Origin of the sequence: Embleya sp. NPDC020630, from assembly GCF_044334985.1 — a bacterium.
Lineage (GTDB): Bacteria > Actinomycetota > Actinomycetes > Streptomycetales > Streptomycetaceae > Embleya.
The window spans coordinates 95,295-114,837 of the sequence record NZ_JBIRUB010000002.1; the positions used below are offsets into that span (position 1 = coordinate 95,295).

Genomic DNA, 19,543 nt, shown 5'->3' on the forward strand with positions numbered 1-19,543 from the left:
CGATGTCAGGATCCGAGATAGGCGAGTACCGCGAGCACACGTCTGTGATCGGTGTCACTGGGCGCCAGGCCGAGCTTGCCGAAGATGTTGCTGACGTGCTTCTCCACCGCTCCGTCGGACACCACCAAAGCCTGCGCCACGGCAGCGTTGGTGCGCCCCTCGGCCATCAGACCGAGTACTTCGCGCTCGCGCGGTGTGAGCTTTTCCACCACATCCCGTTTGCGCGAGCGGCCGAGCAGTTGCGAGACCACCTCGGGATCGAGGGCGGTACCGCCGCCGGCCACCCGCTCGACCGCGGCGACGAACTCGCCGACGTCGGCGACCCGGTCCTTGAGCAGATAGCCGACGCCGCTGGTGTTGCCCGCGAGCAGTTCCGTCGCGTACTGCTCCTCGACGTACTGTGACAGGACAAGCACCCCGACCTCGGGCAGCGTCGCGCGCATCTTCACCGCCGCGCGGATGCCCTCGTCGGTGTGCGTCGGCGGCATGCGCACATCCACCACGCAGACATCGGGACGCAGCTCGGTCGCGACCGCGACCAGTTGCTCGGCGTCGCCGACCGCTCCCACGATCTCGTGGCCACGAGCGGTCAACAATCGGGACAAACCATCCCGAAGTAGTACGGAATCCTCAGCGATGACGACGCGCACTGCGTTCACATCCCCCAAATCCGGTAGGCCGCACCCGGACGGCGGGTGCGGCCTACAGTCTTCCGGATTCGAACGGATGCGGTGTACTTCGGCCGAAACCGCGGCCGGCCGTCCCGATCGGGAGGGCGGGGGTCACCCCCGACAAAACCTCACAGCGGCAACCACACGGTGACCCGGGTCGGCCCGCCCTCGGGGCTGTCCACGTGCAGCGTGCCGTCCACACCGCGCACCCGCTCGGTGAGGCCGGCCAGACCGGAGCCCTTGCCGGTGGCGGCGCCACCCGCGCCGTCGTCGGCGACGATCAGGTACATCCGGCCGTCCTCGTGGCCCACCGTCACCCACGCGTGCGTGGCGCGGGCGTGCTTGGAGACGTTGGTCAGCAATTCCGACGCGCAGAAGTAGGCGACCGACTCGATCGGCGCGGGCGGGCGCTCCGGCAGATCCACCTCGACCCGGACCGGGACGGTGCAGCGGGCCGCGATCGAGGACAGCGCCGCGTCCAGACCCCGGTCGGTGAGCACCGCCGGGTGGATGCCCCGGGCGAGGTCGCGCAGTTCCTGGAGGGCGAGCTTGACCTCGTCGTGCGCGGAGGACACCATCCGCGCGGTCTCGGTGTCCTGACTCGCGTTCAGGTTTTCCTTCGCCATGCCCAGGTCCATCGCCAGTGCCACGAGCCGTGCCTGGGCGCCGTCGTGCAGGTCGCGCTCGATCCGCCGCAGGTCCGAGGCGGCGGTGTCGACCGCCGCGCCGCGCGAGACGGTCAGGTCGCGCACCTGCTCGGACAGGAAGGCCGGGCCGAGCAGCCCGCGCACCATCACCCGGTCCACGTTGGCCATCCCGCGCACTAGCCACGGGGTGACGAAGAACAGCACCACCCCGGCCGCCACGGTCAGCGACACCGGGCCCGGCCCGGCGAGGTAGTGGTCCACGCCCGGCTCGTTCGGCCCGTCGCCGGAGATCATCGCGCCCGGCATGTCGGCCTGGCGGTACAGCGGCTGGGTGAGCGGATAGGTGATCGCGCTCAGCGAGGTCGCCCACAACACCGTGGTGACCACGAAGGTGAAGACGCCCCAGGGCAGTTGCAGGAACAGGTAGAGACAGGCCCGCCACCCCGTACGGTCGGTCAATCCCCCCTTGATCCAGCCCATCCACCCGGGCGGGTGCCGCATCGGTGCCGGAGCGCGGACGTGCTCGTCGAGCAGCGCGCTCGCCCGGGCCCGCTCCATCCGCCCCAACGCGCGAGCGCCGAGCAGGGTCAGCACGATCAGCGGCAACCCGAGCAGGAACAGCGGGGTCAGCCCGATGCCGAGCGCGATGAACACCACCGCGTAGGTGAAGCCGACGATGCCGACGGGCAGATTCAGCACCAGATGGATGGTGTCGGTCCACGTGCGCACGGTGAACGGCGCGCGCAGGACGCCCGGCCGGGTTCGAGCCGGGGCATCACCTGTGGACCCGTCGTAGGCAGTCACGGGTGAGGGCATGGACATGGAGTTGCCTCGCTGGGAGAGAAGCCGATCCGTTGGGTCAACTCTGCCTGGAGGCCCGGACGGGTCCCATGGCGCGGGTCGGTGTCTTGGGGGTGGGGTTGTCCCTACCACCTGGGGCCGGGGCGGACGTCACCGGTCCGGCGGGGTCGACCGGACCGGACACCGGGGACAGGTCCGGCGCAACCCCCCTAGACTCCCGTGCCACAAAGATACGCAACGTCCACGCAACGTCGAGGCAATGTCGATCGGGAGGCAGGCGCCGGGTGGAGGGCTACTACGGAACGTACGCGCTCGTGGGTCTGGTGCTGCTGGTCGCGTCCGCCTTCGTCGCGGTGGCGTTCGTCGGCGGGCGACTGCTGCGACCGAGCGTACCCACGCACGAGAAGCTGACCACGTACGAGTGCGGTGTCGACCCCGTGGGGGTGGGCTGGGCGCAGGTGCACATCCGCTACTACCTCTACGCCTATCTCTACGTCATCTTCGCGGTCGACGCGATCTACCTGTTCCCCTGGGCGACGGTCTTCGACGCGCCCGGCTTCGGCGCCACGACCCTGGTGGAGATGTTCGTGTTCGTCGGCTTCCTGGCCACCGGACTGCTGTACGCGTGGCGGAAGGGCGTGCTCGCATGGACGTGACACCCGCTCCCGCGGATCGACCGCCGGTCGATCTGCCGACACCCCGGCTCGGGGTGCTCTCCCGGTTGGCGCCCGACCCGGTGCGGTTGGTGCTCAACTGGGGGCGGCGCTACTCCCTCTGGGTGTTCAACTTCGGCCTGGCCTGCTGCGCGATCGAGTTCATCGCGTCGTCGATGGCCAGGCACGACTTCATCCGCCTCGGCGTGATCCCCTTCGCGCCCGGGCCGCGCCAGGCCGACCTGATGGTCGTGTCGGGCACGGTCAGCGACAAGATGGCGCCCGCGATCAAGCGGCTGTACGAGCAGATGCCCGAGCCCAAGTACGTCATCTCGTTCGGGTCGTGCGCCAACTGCGGTGGGCCGTACTGGGATTCGTACTGCGTCACCAAGGGCGTGGATCAGATCGTGCCGGTCGACGTGTACGTGCCGGGCTGCCCGCCTCGGCCGGAGGCACTGCTCCAGGGCATCCTCAAGCTCCAGGAGCGGATCGCGGTGGAGAACCCGGCCGCGCGGTACGGGCGTACGCTGCCCGCCGCCGCGCTGAGCCGGCCGCCGGTCGCGCCGCCCGCGCCGCCGGCCGGGGGTGCCGGATGACCCCGGAGGAGATCCGCGCCGGGGTGGGCGAGGAACTGGTGCTCGCCGTGTCGGACGCCTACGGGCTCGTCACGCTCGACGTCGCGCCCGAGCACTGGGTCGACGCGCTGACCTCGGCGCGCGATCGGCTCGGTTGTGCGTTCTTCGACTGGCTCACCGGGGTGGACGAACTCGCGGACGGGTTCGGCGTGGTCGCCCACGTGTGCGCCATCCCGCGCGGGCCCCGGCTGCTGCTGCGTACCCGGGTGCCGCGCGAGAGCGCGGTGTTGGCGAGCGTGACCGGGGTGTACGCGGGGGCCCGCTGGCACGAGCGCGAGACGCACGAGATGTTCGGGATCGACTTCACCGGGCACCCCGGCCTGGATCCGCTGTTGTTGCCGGACGGGTTCGAGGGGCATCCGCTGCGCAAGGAGTTCGTCCTGGCCGCGCGGGTGGCCAAGCCCTGGCCGGGGGCCAAGGAGCCGGGCGAGTCCGACCACGGCGGCGGGCCCGGGCGCTCGCCGGGTCGGCGGCGCACACTGCCGCCGGGTGTGCCGGACCCGGCCTCGTGGGGTCCGCACAAGGAGGAGGCGGCGGCCGAGGCCGCGGCGGCGGCCGAGGAGCGCCCCCGCCGCGCCCGCAGCGCGTCGGCGGGGTCGGCGAGCCAGGCCGGGACGGGGACGACGGAGGGCGCGGGCGCGCCGCCGCGCCGGACCCGCAGCGCCTCGGCCGGATCGGCGAGCCAGGCGGCGGAGGGTGCGCCCCCGGCGCGGCGCACCCGCAGCGCGTCCCAGGGATCCGCGAGCCAGACGCCGCCGGCCGCGCAGCCGGCCCAGGCACCGCCCACCGCAGAGCCCGCCGCACCTGCGGAGCCCACCGGGCCGGCCGAATCCGCCGCGCCCGCTCCGCCCCCCGGGCCCGCTGGGGCCGAGCCCACGAAGGCCGCCGAACCCGTGGAGCCGACCAAGCCGGCCGAGCCGACCAAGCCCGCCGAGCCGACCAAGCCCGCCGAGTCCACCGATCCGACCGAACCCGCCGAAGGGGACACCCCGTGAGTCTCCTCGACGTGTGCCTCCGGCTCGTTCTCGTGCTCGGGGCCTTCCTCGTGCTGCCCCTGGTGATCGGTCAGACCGAGCACAAGGTGATGGCGCACATGCAGGCCCGGGTCGGCCCGATCTACGCCGGCGCCTTTCACGGCTGGGCACAACTGGTCGCCGACGGCGTCAAGTTCGCCCAGAAGGAGGACATCGTCCCGGCCGGAGCCGACCGCCGGGTCTTCAAACTCGCGCCGGCCGTCGCGCTGATCCCCTACTTCGTGGTGCTGATCGCCATCCCGATCGGCCCGAACGGATTCGTCGGCCGCACCATCGACGCCGGCATCGTGTTCGTGCTCGCGGTGATGGGCGTCGGCGTGCTCGGCTCGCTGATGGGCGGCTGGGCGTCGGCCAACAAGTACTCGCTGCTCGGCGGCATCCGCGCGGCGGCCCAGCTGATGGCGTACGAGCTGCCCATGCTGCTCGCCGCGGCCTCGGTCGCGATGGCCGCCGGCACCGTGTCGCTGCCCGGGATCGTCGAGGGCTTCGAGTGGTGGTGGCTGCCCTGGCAGGCGATCGGCGGCGTGGTGTTCTTCACCGCCGGCCTCGCCGAGATCCAGCGCCCGCCGTTCGACATGCCGGTCGCCGACTCGGAGATCATCTTCGGCGCCTACACCGAGTACACCGGCCTGCGCTTCGCGCTGTTCCTGCTCTCCGAGTACGCCGGGATCCTGGTCGTCTGCGCGCTGACCACCGTGCTCTTCCTCGGCGGCTGGCACGGGCCGTGGTCGGACTCGGTCGGCTGGTTGTGGACCCTGCTCAAGATCGGCGTGCTCGCGTTCGTGGTGATCTGGCTGCGGGTCAGCTACCCGCGACTGCGCGAGGACCAGCTGCAGAAGCTGGCCTGGACGACGCTCGTCCCGCTCGCGCTCGGCCAACTCGTCCTGACCGGCGTGGTAAAGGTGGCGACCTGATGAAGGGCCTGGCCAAGGGCCTCGCGGTGACCCTCAAGACGCTCACCCGGCGCAGCACCACCCAGTCCTATCCGGAGGTGCTCCCCGAACTGCCGCCCCGCTCGCGCGGGGTGATCGCGCTGTTCGAGGAGAACTGCACGGTCTGCATGTTGTGTGCGCGCGAATGCCCCGACTGGTGCATCTACATCGACTCGCACAAGGAGGTCGTGCCCGCCCGCGAACCCGGCGCGCGCGACCGCACCCGCAACGTGCTCGACCGCTTCGCGATCGACTTCGCGCTGTGCATGTACTGCGGGATCTGCGTCGAGGTGTGCCCGTTCGACGCGCTGTTCTGGTCGCCCGAGTTCGAGTACGCGACGGGCGACATCCACGAGCTCACGCACGAGAAGGACCGGCTGCGCGAGTGGATGTGGACGGTCCCGCCGCCGCCCGCCCTCGACGAGCGCGCCGAGGACCCCAAGGAGCTGACCCAGGCCCGCAAGGCCGTGGAGAAGGCGGAGAAGGCCGCGGCCGCGGCCCGGGCCGCCGCGTCGGACGCGGAGGAGACACCGTGAATCTCGCCGCCACCGAGCACGGGTTCCTCTCGCCCACCGGCGCGGAGATCGCGTTCGTGCTGATCGGCCTGGTGGTGCTCGGCTCCGCGCTGCTCGTGGTGACCACCCGTCAGGTCGTGCACGCCGCGCTGTGGCTGGTGGTCACCCTCGGCGGCCTGGCCGCCGAGTACCTGCTGCTCACCGCCGAGTTCATCGCCTGGGTCCAAGTGCTGATCTACGTCGGCGCGGTCGTGGTGCTGCTGCTGTTCGGGCTGATGCTCACCAAGGCGCCGATCGGCTACTCGGAACCGGCCGACCGCACCGCCCGGATCCCGGCCGCCGCGGTCGCGCTCGGCGCCACGGCGACCCTGGTCACCGTGATCGTGGACGCGTTCCGGACCGCCTACCTCCACCTGGGCGACGACACCGTGGGCACCACGAAGGTCACCGGGGAGAGCCTGTTCAAGGTGTGGGTGTTGCCGTTCGAGGTGTTGTCCGTGCTGCTCCTGGCCGCGTTGATCGGCGCCGTCGTGCTCTCCCGCTCCCGGGCCCGCGCGCGCTCGGATCGGAAGGACTGACCCGATGCATCTGGTCTATCCGCTCGTCCTGGCCGTCCTGCTGTTCGGCATCGGGCTGTACGGGGTGCTCGCGCGCCGCAACGCGATCCTGGTGCTGATGTCGATCGAGCTCATGCTCAACGCGGTCAACGTCAACCTGGTCGCGTTCGACATGTACCTGCGCGACACGCTGCACGCCGGACAGGCGCTGACCCTGTTCGTGATCACCATCGCCGCCGCCGAGATCGGCCTGGGCCTGGCGATCGTGCTGATGGTGTTCCGCAACCGGGCCACCGCCGACATCCCCGACCTGCGCGAGCTGGCCGAGCACAAGGAGGGGTCGGTATGACGGTCGCCGCCGCGACGGCCATCGCACTGCCCGCGCTCGCCGCCCTGTTCGGGCTGCTGTTCGGACGCCGGGTGCGCCCGGTCCTGATCGCCGTACCCGCCGGCCTGGCCGCCACCGTGCTCACGATCGTGCCGGCCGCCGGCATCGGCGGCGACGTGCGCGAGTCGGCGGTGCGGCTGACCCCCACCGGCGCCCTCGACATCACCCTCGGGCTGCGCGTGGACGGCCTCGCCGCGCTGTCCGCGGTGCTCGTCACCGTGGTCGCGCTGCTCGTGCAGGTCTACTCGGCGGCCTATCTGCGCGAGGACCCGCGCTACTCCTCCTACGCCGCGCTGGTCTCGCTGTTCACCGCGGCGATGTTGCTCGTGGTCTACACCGGCGACCTGATCGTGCTGCTCGTCGGCTGGGAGGTGATGGGCGTCTGCTCCTACTTCCTGATCGGCCACCACTGGGAGACGGAGGCGGCCCGCTCGGCCTCGATCAAGGCCTTCGTGGTCACCAAGTTGGGCGACGTGCCGTTCCTGATCGGCATCCTCGTCCTGGCCGCGGGCGCCGACTCGTTCCGGATCCGCGACGTGCTCGCGGCCGTGCCCGAGGGCGGCGCAGGCTGGGTCACCGCGGGCACCCTGCTGATGCTGGGCGGCGTCGCGGGCAAGTCGGCCCAGGTGCCGCTGCAGACCTGGCTGCCCGACGCGATGGCCGGCCCCACCCCGGTGTCCGCGCTGATCCACGCGGCCACCATGGTCGCCGCGGGCGCCTACCTGGTGGCCCGGCTCTACCCGGCGTTCCTGGCCGCGCACCCGACGCTGATCGTGCTCGCCGTCATGGCCGCGGTGACGATGGTCGGCTCGGCGCTCGCCGCGCTCGCCCAGGAGGACCTGAAGCGGGTGCTCGCGTGGTCCACGGTCGGCCAACTCGCCTACATGACCGGCGGCCTGGCGGTCGGCGGGCGTGACGCGGCGGTGTTCCACCTGCTTTCGCACGGCGCGTTCAAGGCGCTGCTCTTCCTCGGCGCGGGTGTGCTGATCCACGTGGCCGGGACCGGCGCGCTGGCCGGCATGGGCGGCCTGCGCGGGCGCGCCCCGATCGCGTTCTGGACCATGACGGCGGGTCTGGCCGCACTCGCCGGTGTGCCGCCGTTCTCCGGCTTCTTCAGCAAGGAGGCGGTGCTCGGCGCGGCCGAGCACACCGCCGCCGGGCACGGTTCGGTGCCCGCCGTCGCCGGTTGGCTGGTGCTGGTGGCGGGGCTGCTGACGGCCGCGGTGACGGCGGCCTACGCGACCCGGGTCTGGCTGCGGGTGTTCTTCGGGCCGACGCGCGAGGCGGCGCCCGGTGCGGAGGTGCCGGCGCACGCGGACGCGGCGGACTACGGCGAACCCGGGCGGGGCCGACACGGCGAGGCCCCGGGCGCGATGGTGTGGCCGCTGGTGGTCCTCACCGTGCCCACCGTGCTGTTCGGCTTCCTGGCCTTCCCCGGGCTGCCCTCACTGGGCGGTGAACTCGGCTACGACGAGTTGACTCCGCATCCGCTGACCACGGGATTGGCGCTGGTCGCGCTGCTCCTGGGCGCGGGTACGGTCGCCGCGGCGTGGCGGCGTGATCCGGCCGCCGACCCGGCCCGGGTGCTCGGTCCGGTGCGCGGCCCGGCGTTGCGCGGGTTCGATGTGGACGGGCTGTACGCGGCGCTGGTGCTCACCCCGGTCCGAGCGGCCGCCAAGGCGGCCCGGTTCACCGACGGGGCCGTGATCGACACCTACGTCAAGGGCGCGGCGCAGAGCGCGTGGCTGCTCGGCGGCGGGATCCGCCGCGGCCAGAACGGCAACACCCGGCTGTATCTGACCGGCCTGTTCGCCGGCGTGGTCGTGCTCGCCCTCGCGGTGGCGGTGGGCTCGTGATCCGCCCCCGGTCGTTTCCCCCGACGCCCCTTCACGCCCAGGAGACCCCGCGGTGAGCGTCGTGCTGATCCTCGTCGTGGCCGCGCCGCTGCTCGGTGCCGCCCTGCTCCTGCTGCCCGGGGTCGGTGATCGGGCGGCCCGGCTGATCGGCGTCGGCGCCACCGCGGCGACCCTGGCCGGCGCCGTCGCACTGGCCTGCGCGTTCCGGCGCGGGCGGGGGATGCGGTTCGAGACGGACGTGTCCTGGGCGCCCTCGCTCGGGTTGCGGTTCCACCTCGGCATCGACGGCATCTCGCTGCCGCTGCTCGTGCTCACCGCGCTGCTGACCCTGCTGGTCGCTGTCCACAGCCTGTGGAACATTCCGCCGGGCGGCTCCTCGCGGGCCTTCGTCGCGCTGTTCCTGGTCCTCGAGACCGGCACGCTCGGTACCTTCGCGGCCCTCGACCTGATCCTGTTCTTCCTGTTCTTCGAGGTCGTGCTGGTGCCGATGTACTTCCTGATCAATCGGTGGGGGAGTCCGGGCGAGCGCGGCCCCGCGTCGTACAAGTTCATCCTGTACACGCTGCTCGGCTCGGCCGTGATGTTGCTCGGCTTCCTGCTGATCCAGGCCGAGACCGGCACCTTCGACATGGTCGAACTCGCCGACCGGCACGGCGAGGGCATGTCGCACGGCGTACAGGTGCTCGCGTTCCTGGCGATCGGCCTGGGCCTGGCGGTCAAGGTGCCGATGTGGCCGCTGCACACCTGGCTGCCCGACGCGCACACCGCCGCGCCGACGGCGGGCTCGGTCCTTCTGGCGGGCGTCCTGCTCAAGATGGGCACGTACGGCCTGATCCGGATCGCGGTGCCGGTTTTGCCGGAGGGCGCCGAGACGTTCGCGCCTTATCTGGCCGCGTTCGGCGTGGTCGGCATCGTGTACGGGTCGCTGGTGTGCCTGGCGCTGCTGCGCGACCCGGACGGGGACCTGAAGCGCATCATCGCCTACTCGTCGGTGGGCCACATGGGCTTCGCGCTGCTTGGCATCGCCACGCTCACCCCGCAGGGCGTCAACGGCGCGCTGTTCGTCAACATCGGCCACGGACTGGTCACCGGCCTGCTGTTCTTCCTGGCGGGCGCGGTCAAGGACCGGCGCGGCACGGCGCTGCTCGGCCGGCTGGGCGGCGGGATGTACGGGCGTACGCCCCGGCTGGGCGCCCTGGTCGCGTTCGGCGCGGTGGCCGGGCTCGGGCTGCCGGGGCTGGCGGGCTTTTGGGGCGAGCTGTTGGCGATGTACGGCGCGTACGAGCCGGGCGCCGGGTTGTCCGTCGGCGGTTACCGGACCTTCCTGGCGATCGCCGGCCTGGGCACCGTGCTGACCGCGGCCTATCTGCTCGGCCTGGTCCGGCGGCTTTGCATGGGACCGGCGGGCGGCGAGCCGGCCGCCGAGGTGGACGTGACCGGTCCGGAACTCGTGGTGTGGACCCCGCTCGTCGCGCTGACGCTGGTCGCCGGGCTGTGGCCGGCCACCCTGCTCGCGATCACCGACCCGGCCGTGCGTGCCCTCATGGGAGGCAGCTGACATGCCGTTCGACGTCCAGTCGATCGACTGGCTCGCGATCTCTCCGGTGGTCGCGGTCGCGGTCGCCGCGCTCGTGGTGCTGCTCGCGGACCTGTTCCTGGAGGGTGCGCGCAAGGCGGTGTTGCCCTGGCTGACGCTGGCCGGGCTCGGCGCGGGCCTGGTGCTGTTGTTGCCGCTGCGGGCGGACGGGGACGACGCGCGCGGAACGTTCTGCTCGCCGTCGGGCTGTTCGTACGTGGTCACCGATCTGACCCTGGTGCTACAGCTGGTCCTGCTCGGCTCGGCGTTCGTGGTGGTGCTGCTGTCGATGCCGATGGTGCGGGCGGACGGCGTCGAGGGGGCGGGCGATTCGTCGGAGGTGCCGGGCGGGGAGTACCACTTTCTGCTGCTGTCCTCGGTGACCGGCGCGGTGGCGCTGGCCGGGGCCCGCGACCTGCTCACCCTGGTGGTCGCGCTGGAGACGTTGTCGCTGCCCGCGTTCGCGCTGGTCGGGCTGCGCCGGGACGGCCGGGGCGGCGAGGCGGCGCTGAAGTTCTTCCTGCTCTCGGCCGGCGCAACCGCGGTGCTGCTGTTCGGGGTGAGCCTGGTGTACGGGAGCACCGGCAGCGTGCATCTGGCCCGGATCGCGGGCGAGCTGGACCGGCTCGATCCGAAGCTCACCCACGTGGCCGCGACCGGCGCGGTGCTGACCATGATCGGGTTCGCCTTCAAGGTCGCGGCGGTGCCGTTCCACGCCTGGGCGCCGGACACCTATCGCGGTGCGCCGATCCCGGTCGCCGCGTACCTGTCGGTGGTCTCGAAGACCGCGGGCTTCGCCGGGCTGCTGCTCGTCGCCGGCATCGCCTTCCGCCCGTACGCGCACCTGTGGGGGCCGGCCCTCGCGGTGCTCGCCGCGGTGACGATGACCGCGGGCAACGTGGCCGCGCTGCGGCAGACCGACGCGGTACGGCTGCTCGCGTGGTCCTCGATCGCCCAGTCGGGCTATGTGCTGGTGCCGTTCGGCACGGCCGCCGGGCACGGCGAGGACCTGGCCGACACGCTGCCCGCGGCGGTGGCGTACCTGGCGGTGTACGCGGTGATGAACCTGGGCGCGTTCGCCGTGGTGACGCTGGTCGCGCGCGAGCGGGGCGGGCTGGTCGCCGACCATCGCGGCCTGTTCCGCGCGCATCCGGTCGCGGCGCTCGCGATGGCGTTCTTCCTGCTGTGCCTGGCCGGTATCCCGCCGGGTCTGGCCGGGCTGTTCGCCAAGGTGACGGTGTTCCAGGCGGTGATCGGGGCCGGCACCGGATGGCTGGCCGTGGTGATGGCGGTCAACGTGGTGATCGGCCTGTACTACTACCTGGCGTGGACGGCGCAGCTGTTCGCGGCCGAGGCGCCGGGGATGCCGCCGGTCGCGGGTTCCGAGGGGGCGGCCGGGGTGCGTACCGGGACGGCCCCGATGCCGCTTCCGCTGGTCGCCGCGCTCGTGCTCACGGGGGCGCTCGGGGTGCTGCTCTCGGTCGCGCCGCAGCTGGTCCTGCGGGTGCTCACCATGCCGGGGCTGCTCGGCTGACCTGCGGTTCCGTCCCGAGGCGGGGGGTTACGCCCGCCTCGGAAGGGAACTCTGGGTGGCGTTGTCCCGTTGCGAAAGAAGAGACAACGGGCAGAGGGCGACAAGCCGGCGGATACCCCGCACGGGCCCGCATTGTCACCCCTGGACGCTGACGCTTCGAGAGGACTCTGCCGTGCACGGCCAGCACAACGGACTGAAGACCGCCGTACTGCTCGGCGGGATGTCGGCGCTCATCCTGGTCGTCGGCAGCTTCTTCGGGCGCACCGGGTTGATCATCGCCCTGTTCGTGGCGCTCGCGACGAACGGCTACGCCTACTTCAACAGCGACAAGATCGCGCTGCGCTCGATGCGGGCGCGTCCGGTCAGCGAGGCGGAGAACCCCGAGCTGTACCGGATCGTGCGCGAACTCTCCAACGACGCGCGCCAGCCGATGCCGCGCCTGTACATCTCGCCCACCGAGGCGCCGAACGCGTTCGCCACCGGCCGCAACCCGCGCAACGCGGCGGTGTGCTGTACGACCGGCATCCTGCGCATCCTGGACGCGCGGGAGCTGCGCGGGGTGATCGGGCACGAACTGTCGCACGTGTACAACCGGGACATCCTGATCTCGTCCGTGGCCGGCGCGCTGGCCAGCGTGATCATGTTCCTGGTCAACTTCGCCTGGCTGATCCCGTTCGGCCGCAGCAACGACGACGAGGGCCCCGGCCTGTTCGGCATGCTGGCCATCATGATCCTGGGGCCGCTGGCGGCCAGTGTCATCCAGTTGGCCGTCAGTCGATCGCGTGAATACCAGGCGGATGCCTCCGGGGCCCGGCTCACCGGCGACCCGCTGGCGCTGGCGAGCGCGCTGCGCAAGCTGGACGCGGGCACCCAGGCGCTGCCGCTGCCGCCGGAGCCGAAGTTGCAGACCACCAGCTCGCTGATGATCGCCAACCCGTTCCGGCGGGGCGCGGGCGGGATGAGCAAGCTGTTCTCGACCCACCCGCCGATGGCGGACCGGATCGCGCGGCTGGAGCAGATGGCGGGGCGGTAAGTGTTCTCGCGAGTGGTGCGCGGCCTCGTGATTTCGCCGCGGTCAGTCCTATGGGTGACGGCATGTCGGCCTGGGCCGGGGTAGAACAACCCTCGTGAAAACTGTCCTGAACGTCATCTGGCTCGTCTTCGCCGGCTTCTGGCTCGCGATCGGCTACGCGGTCGCCGGCATCGTCTGCTTCCTGCTCTTCTTCCTCGTGGTGACCATTCCGCTCGGCATCGCGGCCTGGCGGATCGCGGCGTACGCGCTGTGGCCGTTCGGGCGGCGGGTGGAGTGGCGTCCGGACGCCGGGGCCGGGTCGATGCTCGGCAACATCCTGTGGATCGTGCTGTTCGGCTGGTGGCTGGCGCTCGGCCACCTGGTCACCGGCGTGCTCCTGTGCATCACGATCATCGGCATCCCGTTGGGCCTGGCCAACTTCAAGCTGATCCCGGTCTCGCTCACCCCGCTGGGCCGCGAGATCGTCTCGACGAGCGACCCGATGCACGTCGGCGTCTGAGCCCGGACAGGCCAATCGGGAGGTCTCGTACGAGGGAGACGAGCACCCGATCGCTGTAGTCGCGCACCCGGTGTGTCGATATGGGTCGAGACACCGGTGTGGCGAAATCCACCGGTAAGCCCTGTTGATCCCACCTCGGGAAGCGCGGAGGTTGCCGTGGCGGCGACGGTCAGTGTCATCGTTCCCACCCGGGATCGCACGGCCCAACTGGCCGACGCCCTGCGCAGCGTGGCCCTCCAGGGCATCCGCGGCATCGAGGTGGTGGTGATCAACGACGGCGGCGCGGACGTGGCGGGGGTGCTGCCGCTGGGGGTGCGCGGGATGACCGTGCGACTGTTGTCGTTCCCGCGCTCGCGGGGGCCGGCCGCGGCGCGCAACGCGGGCCTGGAGATCGCCACCGGCCGCTTCGTCGCCTTCCTCGACGACGACGACCTGTACCTGCCGGGCCACCTCGACCGGGCCCTGGCCGCGCTGGAGCACTCCGGGACGGACGCCGTGTACGCGGACTGCGTGCTGAGCGGGGAGCGGGCGGTGCCGGGCGAGATCCCGGCGGGCAGCCCGTACCGCTACGACTTCCCGTACGACCCGGACATGCTCTCGGTGGCCAACTTCGTCCCGACCACGGCCGTGGTCGCCCGCAACCCCGCGCACACCGCGCCCGCGTCGTGGTTCCGCTTCGACCCGGAGTTGCCGATCCTGGTCGACTGGTCGTTGTGGCTGCGCCTGGTGCACGACCGGGGCTGGTCGTTCACCCGGTTGTCCGAGCCGGGGGTGGTCTACCACCGGGAACCGGCCGACGCGAGCCTGGCGGGCGGGATGGCGGCCCGGGTCGCGTGGCTGAGCCAGTACGAGGACACCTACCGCACGGTGATCGCCCGCTGGCCGGTGCCGCCGACGGGCCGCGTCGCGAGGTTCCGCCGGCACGCGCTGACGATGTTCGCGATCGCCCAGGAACACCTGGCCACGGGCGCGGACCTGGCCCCCTTCGCCTACGAGGAGGCCCTCAGAGTGCTCCACGCGGGCTTCACGGGCCGCCTCGAGGAAGACCGGGTCCCCACCCACCTGACCGAGGTCCTGACCACCCGAACCGCAACCGAGCCCAAGGCGGCGGCGCCCCGCTAGACCCTGTCCGGCGAACCCGCCAAGATCCGCCGGACAGGGCCTGGCGACGTGGGCTCGGTGGCCCGCCGCCGACACGCACGAAGGGCACGGCGAGAACCGCGGGAGGGGCCGCCGGCAGGCGACCCCTCCCCGGACCCTCGTCGTGCCCTTCGTCCCGGTCGACGCCGGGCCACCGAGCCCACGTCGCCATGACATCGCCACCACGCCGCCGCGCGGCGACGACCGCGACTAGCGGTAGTTCACGAACTGGAGCGCGAACTCCAGGTCCTTGCCCTTGAGCAGCGCGATGACCTCCTGGAGGTCGTCCCGGTTCTTCGACGACACACGCAGCTCGTCGCCCTGGATCTGCGCCTTGACGCCCTTGGGGCCCTCGTCGCGGATGATCTTGGAGACCTTCTTCGCGTTCTCCTGGGAGATGCCCTCCTGGATCGACGCGAAGATCTTGTACTCCTTGCCGGACGCCTTCGGCTCACCGGCGTCGAGCGACTTGAGCGAGATGCTGCGCTTGATCAGCTTGCCCTGGAACACGTCGAGGATCGCGTTCACGCGCTCCTCGGAGTTGGCGCGCATCTCGATCTGCTCGCCGGTCCAGCCGATGTGCGCGCCGACGTTCTTGAAGTCGAACCGCTGCGCGATCTCCTTCGAGGTCTGGTTCAGCGCGTTGTCGACCTCCTGACGGTCGACCTTGGACACGATGTCGAAAGAGGAGTCAGCCAAGGCTCGGAATCGCTTTCTGTGGGATCTGACAGGGAGGGAAGGCAACCCCTCCAGCCTAGAGCGTCCCCCACAACCGCGACCCCGACCGCACCCGCCCCCACCCGAACCGATACCGAGTGGCGAAGCACCCGGGGTGGTCCGCTATTGTTGTCCCCGTCGCGCCGAAAGACGCACAAGGCGGGTTGCCCGAGTGGCCAAAGGGAGCAGACTGTAAATCTGCCGGTGTACGCCTACGTTGGTTCGAACCCAACACCCGCCACACCTTGATGAGGGCCCCTGATCTGCGGAAACGCGGTCAGGGGCCTTCTTCGTTCCTGGCGGGGGTCGGGCGGGGCGGTCGAGGGCGATCAGGGTGGTATTCCTCGATGCTCGGCAGGGTGGCTTGTGCCTTGGTGAGGGTTTCGCCTCTGGTGGCGGCCTGGGGTTGGCGGGTGGCCGGGGCCCGTGGCGGGCGATGAACAGCCCCCGGAGCGGGGGCGGGCTCGGGGGCTGTTTTTCGAAGTGCCTGGGCGGGGTCAGAATTGGGTGGGGAGTTCGCGCAGGGGGGTGGTTGCCCCTTCCACCGCGTCGGCGGCGTTCGTGGTCGTCTCGTGGTGGGTGCCCTGGGTGATGGAGCGGTCGGCGGCGGCCATCGGGGCGTTGAGGCCGCGGTCGGTGGCGGGGGCGGCGCCGACGACGCCGGGGGCCAGGGTGTCCTTGAGCGGGGCCACGACCGTGTCGGAGGCGGGTTCTTCGAGGACGTTGGGGACCGTCGGCAGGCCGTAGTGCTCGGGGTCCGGCTGGGTGATGCCGGTCAGGCCGGGCGGGGCCGGGGTGACCGCCTGGGCGGCGCCGGCGGAGAACAGCGGGATGACGCCGACGGCGGTGAGCAGGGCCGCCTGGGCGAGCCGACGCGGACGGATGTGCGACATCGTGCTCCTCGGGGTGTGCGGGGTCGGACTTGACACCTCGTATATCTGTCGTGGGGCCCGAAAGGTTGCGATCCATGCACCCGCCTGCCCGGTACGGGCGACCCGTCCGCGAGGATGGGCGGCGAGCGGGTCGCCCGGGACGACGACGGATGTGACGGGGGAGCGGATGAGCGTGGATGGCATCGACGAGCCGGTATCCCGGGAGCTGATCGACTACTGCGCCGGCCTGCCGGGCGTGGTCGTGGGCGCCTCGATGGTGCTGCACGATCGGCGCGGTCGGCTCGTGGTGGTCGACCCCGGGTACAAGCCCGGCCTCGACCTGCCCGGCGGGACGGCCGAGGCCGGGGAGTCCCCGCACGAGACGGCCGGGCGCGAGGTGCGGGAGGAATTGGGCCTCGACCTCGCGGTCGGGCGGTTGCTCGCGGTGTGCACCACGTCCGCCGCGGCGTTCGGGCGGGTCGTGCTCGACTTCGTCTTCGCCGGGCCGACGCTCACCGACGAGCAGGTCGCCGTACTCGCCCCGGCCGACGCCGAGTTGGACGCGGTGTACGTGCTCACGCCCGACGAGGCGCTGCCGCGTTTTCCGGGACGCACCCGGCGGCGGGTCTCGGTCGCGTTGGAGGCGGAGGCGTCGGGGGCCTGTCTGTACGTGGTCGACGGGCGCGAGTATCGGCCGCCGAAGGAGCGGGTCTGGCACGAGGACGAGCCGATCCCGGCCGGTACGCCCGTGGGCCGGGCGGCGGGGTGGCTGTTCGATCCGGACGGTCGGGTGCTCCTTGTGGGCGACCCCGACGGCGGGTACGCGCTGCCCGGCGGCGGCGCCGAGCCGGAGGACGTGGACGCGCTCGCGACCCTGGCGCGCGAGGTGGCCGAGGAGGCCAACGCGGTGCTGGGCGAAATCACCCATGTGGGCTACCTGTCCGACCCGGACGGCGGCGATGTGCGCTCCCGCAGCGCCGCCCGGCTCGCCGCGCTCGGCCCGCTCGCCCCCGACCCGGCCACGGGCTGGTCGTGGAGCCGGGTCCTGGTCACCCCCCGCCGCGCCGCCGCGCTCCTCGGCGGCGGCTACGACACCCGACTGCCACAGGCCCTCGCCGCCCAGCGCATCGCCCACGAGCGCCTGGGCGTCCCGATCCTGGACGACGACAGCCGCGTCGACGTCCCCCCGGAGGGCGTCACCTTCGCCTGACCGCCTGACCGCCCGGCCGCCCTCCCTACAGCGGGTGGTTCAGGTGCCGGCTCAGGTCGCCCACGTAGTCCGTGATCATGTGGCGGCGCGTGAAGCGCCACGCCCCGTCGAGGCGGGCGAAGGTGTCGTGGTACCGGCCGGTGAAGACGGGCTGGAGAGGGAAGTCGGGCAGCGCCTGGAACACCGTGACGTAGCTGCGGCACGTGCCCGTCCCCGCGTCGTCGTCGACGTCCACGATCAGGTTCGTGGTCACGTGCCGCGTGTGCGGCGTGCCGTTGTCGGGATACCGGCGCGTCCACGCCTCGTACATCTCCCGCGCCCCGGCCGCGCCCCGCACCTCCAGGTCCTGGCCCTCCGAGGTGATCACGGCGTGCGCGAACAACTCGCCCACGCCCGCGAAATCGCCCGCGTCGATGCGCTCGGCGTACAGCCCGACCAGGTTCGGGATCGCGTGGTATCCGGAAGGCATGACGGCACCGACCAACCTCTCGTGGGGGAGGGGCGAGGAGGCCGAGGCCGCCCGGACCCATCCGGGCGACCATAACTGACGCAGCGTCAGGTGTCAGTCCCCCGCGAAGCGGGGCCGCACCCCGCTCCGCCTCACCCCACCGCCCCACCCCTGATGTTCTCCGTCAGCTCCAACAACTCCGCCTCCCGCTCCGCCCGCGACTTCGGGAACCCCGGCGCGTCCGGCCGGGTCTGCCACGGGTGCGGCCCGTCGAGGGGGCGGTACTCCACGCCCAACGCGTCCAGCCGCGCCAGGTGCGCCGACGTCAACCGCTCGGTGAATTCCGCGAAGTCGCCCGGCCCCGACCACACCGCCTCGGCGAACGCGCACATCCTCGGGAAGGCCATGTAGTCGATCCGCCGCACCGAATCCATGTGCTCGGTCCAGATCTGGGCCTGCCCGCCCAGGATCCGCGCGCCCTCCTCGGCGGTGAGCACCGACGGCACCGGCCGGAACGCGTACACGTCCGCCAACGTCAACAACGGCCCCACCGGAATCGGCTCGTCCGCCGCCTCGCCCTGGCGGTAGTCGAAGTACACCGACATGTCGGGGCACGCCACCACGTCGAACCCGGCCCGCGCCGCCACGATCGTCCCGTGCTCGGCGCGCCACCCCCCGATCAACGCGTCCGACGGCACCGCGTCGCCGCCCGCCAGCACCTCGTCCCAGCCGAACACCACCCGCCCGTGCGCGGCCAACATCTTCGCCAACTCGGCCACGAACCAGCCGCCCAGCGAGCCGGGGTCGGGGTGCCCCATCCGCTCCCACGGCCCGGTCGGCACCTCGTCGCCGCCGACGCACACATACCGCGAGGGGAAGATCGCGCACACCTCGGCCAACACGTCGCGGCAAAAGCCCAGCGCCTCCTCGGTCGGCGCCAGCACCCCGTCGGACAGCCCGCCCCAGCGGGTACGCACCCCGTCCACCGGCACCGCGCCCAGCGACGGATACGCCGCCACCGCCGCCTGGACATGCGCCGGCAGGTCGATCTCGGGCACCACGGTGATGTGCCGATCGGCCGCGTACGCGACGATCTCGCGCAGATCGTCGCCCGTGTAGAAGCCGCCGTGCGGCTTCTCGTCGAAGCGCTCGTGCTGCCGCGCCCCGCGCATGCTCGCGGTGCGCCACGCGCCCACCGAGGTCAGCCGGGGCCACCCCGGCACCTCGATCCGCCAGCCCTGGTCGTCGGTCAGATGCAGGTGCAGCACGTTCAGCCGATGCGCGGCCAGCAGGTCGACGAAGCGCAGCACGTCCTGCTTGGGCACGAAGTGCCGGGCCACGTCCAGCATCACCCCGCGCCACCCGAACGCCGGCGCGTCCTCGATCAGGCACGCCGGCATCGACCACGCGCCGTCCCGCACCCGTCCGCGCCGGAACACGTCCGCCGGCAACAACTGCCGCAGCGTCTGCAGGCCCGCGAACACCCCCGCCGGCGCACCACCGCACAGGTCCACCCCGGCGGCGGTGACCTCAAGGCGGTATCCCTCCGCCGGCAGCGCCTCCGGGTCGAGCCGCAACTCGATCCCCGGCCCCGGCGGCAGCAGGCACCCGGTCGCCGGGCCGAGCGCGCCGCGCAACCACGCCGCCTCGCCCGCCAGTTCCGGCGGATGGCTCAACCCGGTCGCGGGCGTCAGTACGAACCCGCCCACACCGGGCGTCATCCGCGCCGGTCGCGGAACCACGGACGGCCCGGATGCCACCGGTGCCACGGACGAGGAAGACGAAGACACGGAATCAGCCCTTCACCAACGAGGAGGTCACCACG

20 protein-coding genes and 1 tRNA gene are annotated in these 19,543 nt (G+C 72.0%); 15 read left to right on the forward strand and 6 right to left on the reverse strand.

The genetic code is table 11. The features are described 5' to 3' along the window. Positions 1 to 5: 5 nt before the first annotated feature. Positions 6 to 650 (reverse strand): response regulator, encoded by a 645-nt coding sequence (locus tag ACH4XV_RS06535; protein ID WP_380005535.1) that lies wholly within the window; start codon positions 648 to 650, stop codon positions 6 to 8. Between the two features lie 149 nt (positions 651 to 799). Beyond that, a complete protein-coding gene (locus ACH4XV_RS06540; RefSeq protein WP_395787213.1) occupies positions 800 to 2,134 on the reverse strand; it encodes a sensor histidine kinase in 1,335 nt (444 codons plus the stop codon). Between the two features lie 269 nt (positions 2,135 to 2,403). Between ACH4XV_RS06540 and ACH4XV_RS06545 the strand changes: the two genes are divergently transcribed. From ACH4XV_RS06545 to ACH4XV_RS06605, 13 genes are all read left to right on the forward strand, one after another. Next, a complete protein-coding gene (locus tag ACH4XV_RS06545; protein WP_078975789.1) occupies positions 2,404 to 2,775 on the forward strand; it encodes an NADH-quinone oxidoreductase subunit A in 372 nt (123 codons plus the stop codon). Continuing rightward, positions 2,766 to 3,368, forward strand: coding sequence for an NADH-quinone oxidoreductase subunit B (locus ACH4XV_RS06550; RefSeq protein WP_395787214.1), 603 nt, complete (start codon positions 2,766 to 2,768; stop codon positions 3,366 to 3,368). The genes ACH4XV_RS06545 and ACH4XV_RS06550 overlap by 10 nt, the downstream gene beginning before the upstream one ends. Continuing rightward, positions 3,365 to 4,402 carry an NADH-quinone oxidoreductase subunit C gene (locus ACH4XV_RS06555; protein WP_395787216.1) on the forward strand — a complete coding sequence of 346 codons (1,038 nt, stop codon included), beginning with the start codon at positions 3,365 to 3,367 and terminating at the stop codon, positions 4,400 to 4,402. The genes ACH4XV_RS06550 and ACH4XV_RS06555 overlap by 4 nt, the downstream gene beginning before the upstream one ends. After that, positions 4,399 to 5,355: a complex I subunit 1 family protein gene (locus ACH4XV_RS06560; RefSeq protein ID WP_126636207.1), complete on the forward strand. Its 957-nt coding sequence runs from the start codon at positions 4,399 to 4,401 to the stop codon at positions 5,353 to 5,355. The genes ACH4XV_RS06555 and ACH4XV_RS06560 overlap by 4 nt, the downstream gene beginning before the upstream one ends. After that, positions 5,355 to 5,909 carry a NuoI/complex I 23 kDa subunit family protein gene (locus ACH4XV_RS06565; protein ID WP_380005525.1) on the forward strand — a complete coding sequence of 185 codons (555 nt, stop codon included), beginning with the start codon at positions 5,355 to 5,357 and terminating at the stop codon, positions 5,907 to 5,909. Before ACH4XV_RS06560 ends, ACH4XV_RS06565 begins: the two co-directional genes overlap by 1 nt. Next, on the forward strand, positions 5,906 to 6,466 hold the full coding sequence (locus ACH4XV_RS06570) for an NADH-quinone oxidoreductase subunit J (RefSeq protein ID WP_395787217.1): 561 nt from the start codon (positions 5,906 to 5,908) through the stop codon (positions 6,464 to 6,466). The genes ACH4XV_RS06565 and ACH4XV_RS06570 overlap by 4 nt, the downstream gene beginning before the upstream one ends. Before the next feature lie 4 nt (positions 6,467 to 6,470). Next, the gene (nuoK, locus tag ACH4XV_RS06575; protein ID WP_078975783.1) at positions 6,471 to 6,794 is read left to right on the forward strand and encodes an NADH-quinone oxidoreductase subunit NuoK; all 324 of its coding nucleotides are present in this window, start codon (positions 6,471 to 6,473) and stop codon (positions 6,792 to 6,794) included. Next, a complete protein-coding gene (locus tag ACH4XV_RS06580) occupies positions 6,791 to 8,689 on the forward strand; it encodes an NADH-quinone oxidoreductase subunit L (RefSeq protein ID WP_395787218.1) in 1,899 nt (632 codons plus the stop codon). The genes nuoK and ACH4XV_RS06580 overlap by 4 nt, the downstream gene beginning before the upstream one ends. A 52-nt stretch (positions 8,690 to 8,741) precedes the next feature. Next, the gene (locus ACH4XV_RS06585; protein ID WP_395787220.1) at positions 8,742 to 10,247 is read left to right on the forward strand and encodes a NuoM family protein; all 1,506 of its coding nucleotides are present in this window, start codon (positions 8,742 to 8,744) and stop codon (positions 10,245 to 10,247) included. A 1-nt stretch (position 10,248) separates the two neighbouring features. Next, positions 10,249 to 11,799, forward strand: a complete 1,551-nt coding sequence (locus tag ACH4XV_RS06590; RefSeq protein ID WP_395787221.1) for an NADH-quinone oxidoreductase subunit N — start codon at positions 10,249 to 10,251, stop codon at positions 11,797 to 11,799. A 172-nt stretch (positions 11,800 to 11,971) separates the two neighbouring features. Next, positions 11,972 to 12,832 carry a zinc metalloprotease HtpX gene (gene htpX, locus ACH4XV_RS06595; protein WP_380005517.1) on the forward strand — a complete coding sequence of 287 codons (861 nt, stop codon included), beginning with the start codon at positions 11,972 to 11,974 and terminating at the stop codon, positions 12,830 to 12,832. Between the two features lie 94 nt (positions 12,833 to 12,926). Then, complete coding sequence (locus tag ACH4XV_RS06600; protein WP_395787223.1) at positions 12,927 to 13,331, forward strand: YccF domain-containing protein; 405 nt, start codon at positions 12,927 to 12,929, stop codon at positions 13,329 to 13,331. A gap of 156 nt (positions 13,332 to 13,487) precedes the next feature. Beyond that, the gene (locus ACH4XV_RS06605) at positions 13,488 to 14,453 is read left to right on the forward strand and encodes a glycosyltransferase family 2 protein (protein WP_395787224.1); all 966 of its coding nucleotides are present in this window, start codon (positions 13,488 to 13,490) and stop codon (positions 14,451 to 14,453) included. Positions 14,454 to 14,681: 228 nt separating this feature from the next. On the opposite strand, the gene ACH4XV_RS06610 is transcribed toward ACH4XV_RS06605, so the two are convergent. Continuing rightward, a complete protein-coding gene (locus ACH4XV_RS06610) occupies positions 14,682 to 15,170 on the reverse strand; it encodes a YajQ family cyclic di-GMP-binding protein (RefSeq protein WP_078975776.1) in 489 nt (162 codons plus the stop codon). 176 nt (positions 15,171 to 15,346) lie between these two features. Between ACH4XV_RS06610 and ACH4XV_RS06615 the strand changes: the two genes are divergently transcribed. Beyond that, a tRNA-Tyr gene (locus tag ACH4XV_RS06615) sits at positions 15,347 to 15,429 on the forward strand. Between the two features lie 256 nt (positions 15,430 to 15,685). Here the strand turns inward: ACH4XV_RS06615 and ACH4XV_RS06620 are convergent. After that, complete coding sequence (locus ACH4XV_RS06620) at positions 15,686 to 16,081, reverse strand: hypothetical protein (RefSeq protein ID WP_395787226.1); 396 nt, start codon at positions 16,079 to 16,081, stop codon at positions 15,686 to 15,688. A 166-nt stretch (positions 16,082 to 16,247) separates the two neighbouring features. On the opposite strand from ACH4XV_RS06620, the gene ACH4XV_RS06625 reads away from it, so the two are divergent. Then, positions 16,248 to 17,270: an NUDIX hydrolase gene (locus tag ACH4XV_RS06625; protein WP_395787228.1), complete on the forward strand. Its 1,023-nt coding sequence runs from the start codon at positions 16,248 to 16,250 to the stop codon at positions 17,268 to 17,270. Between the two features lie 25 nt (positions 17,271 to 17,295). Here ACH4XV_RS06625 and ACH4XV_RS06630 read toward each other — a convergent pair whose 3' ends face one another. Continuing rightward, positions 17,296 to 17,739, reverse strand: a complete 444-nt coding sequence (locus tag ACH4XV_RS06630; RefSeq protein ID WP_395787230.1) for a nuclear transport factor 2 family protein — start codon at positions 17,737 to 17,739, stop codon at positions 17,296 to 17,298. Positions 17,740 to 17,870: 131 nt separating this feature from the next. Further along, positions 17,871 to 19,508 (reverse strand): beta-N-acetylhexosaminidase, encoded by a 1,638-nt coding sequence (locus ACH4XV_RS06635; protein WP_395787232.1) that lies wholly within the window; start codon positions 19,506 to 19,508, stop codon positions 17,871 to 17,873. Between the last annotated feature and the right edge of the window lie 35 nt (positions 19,509 to 19,543).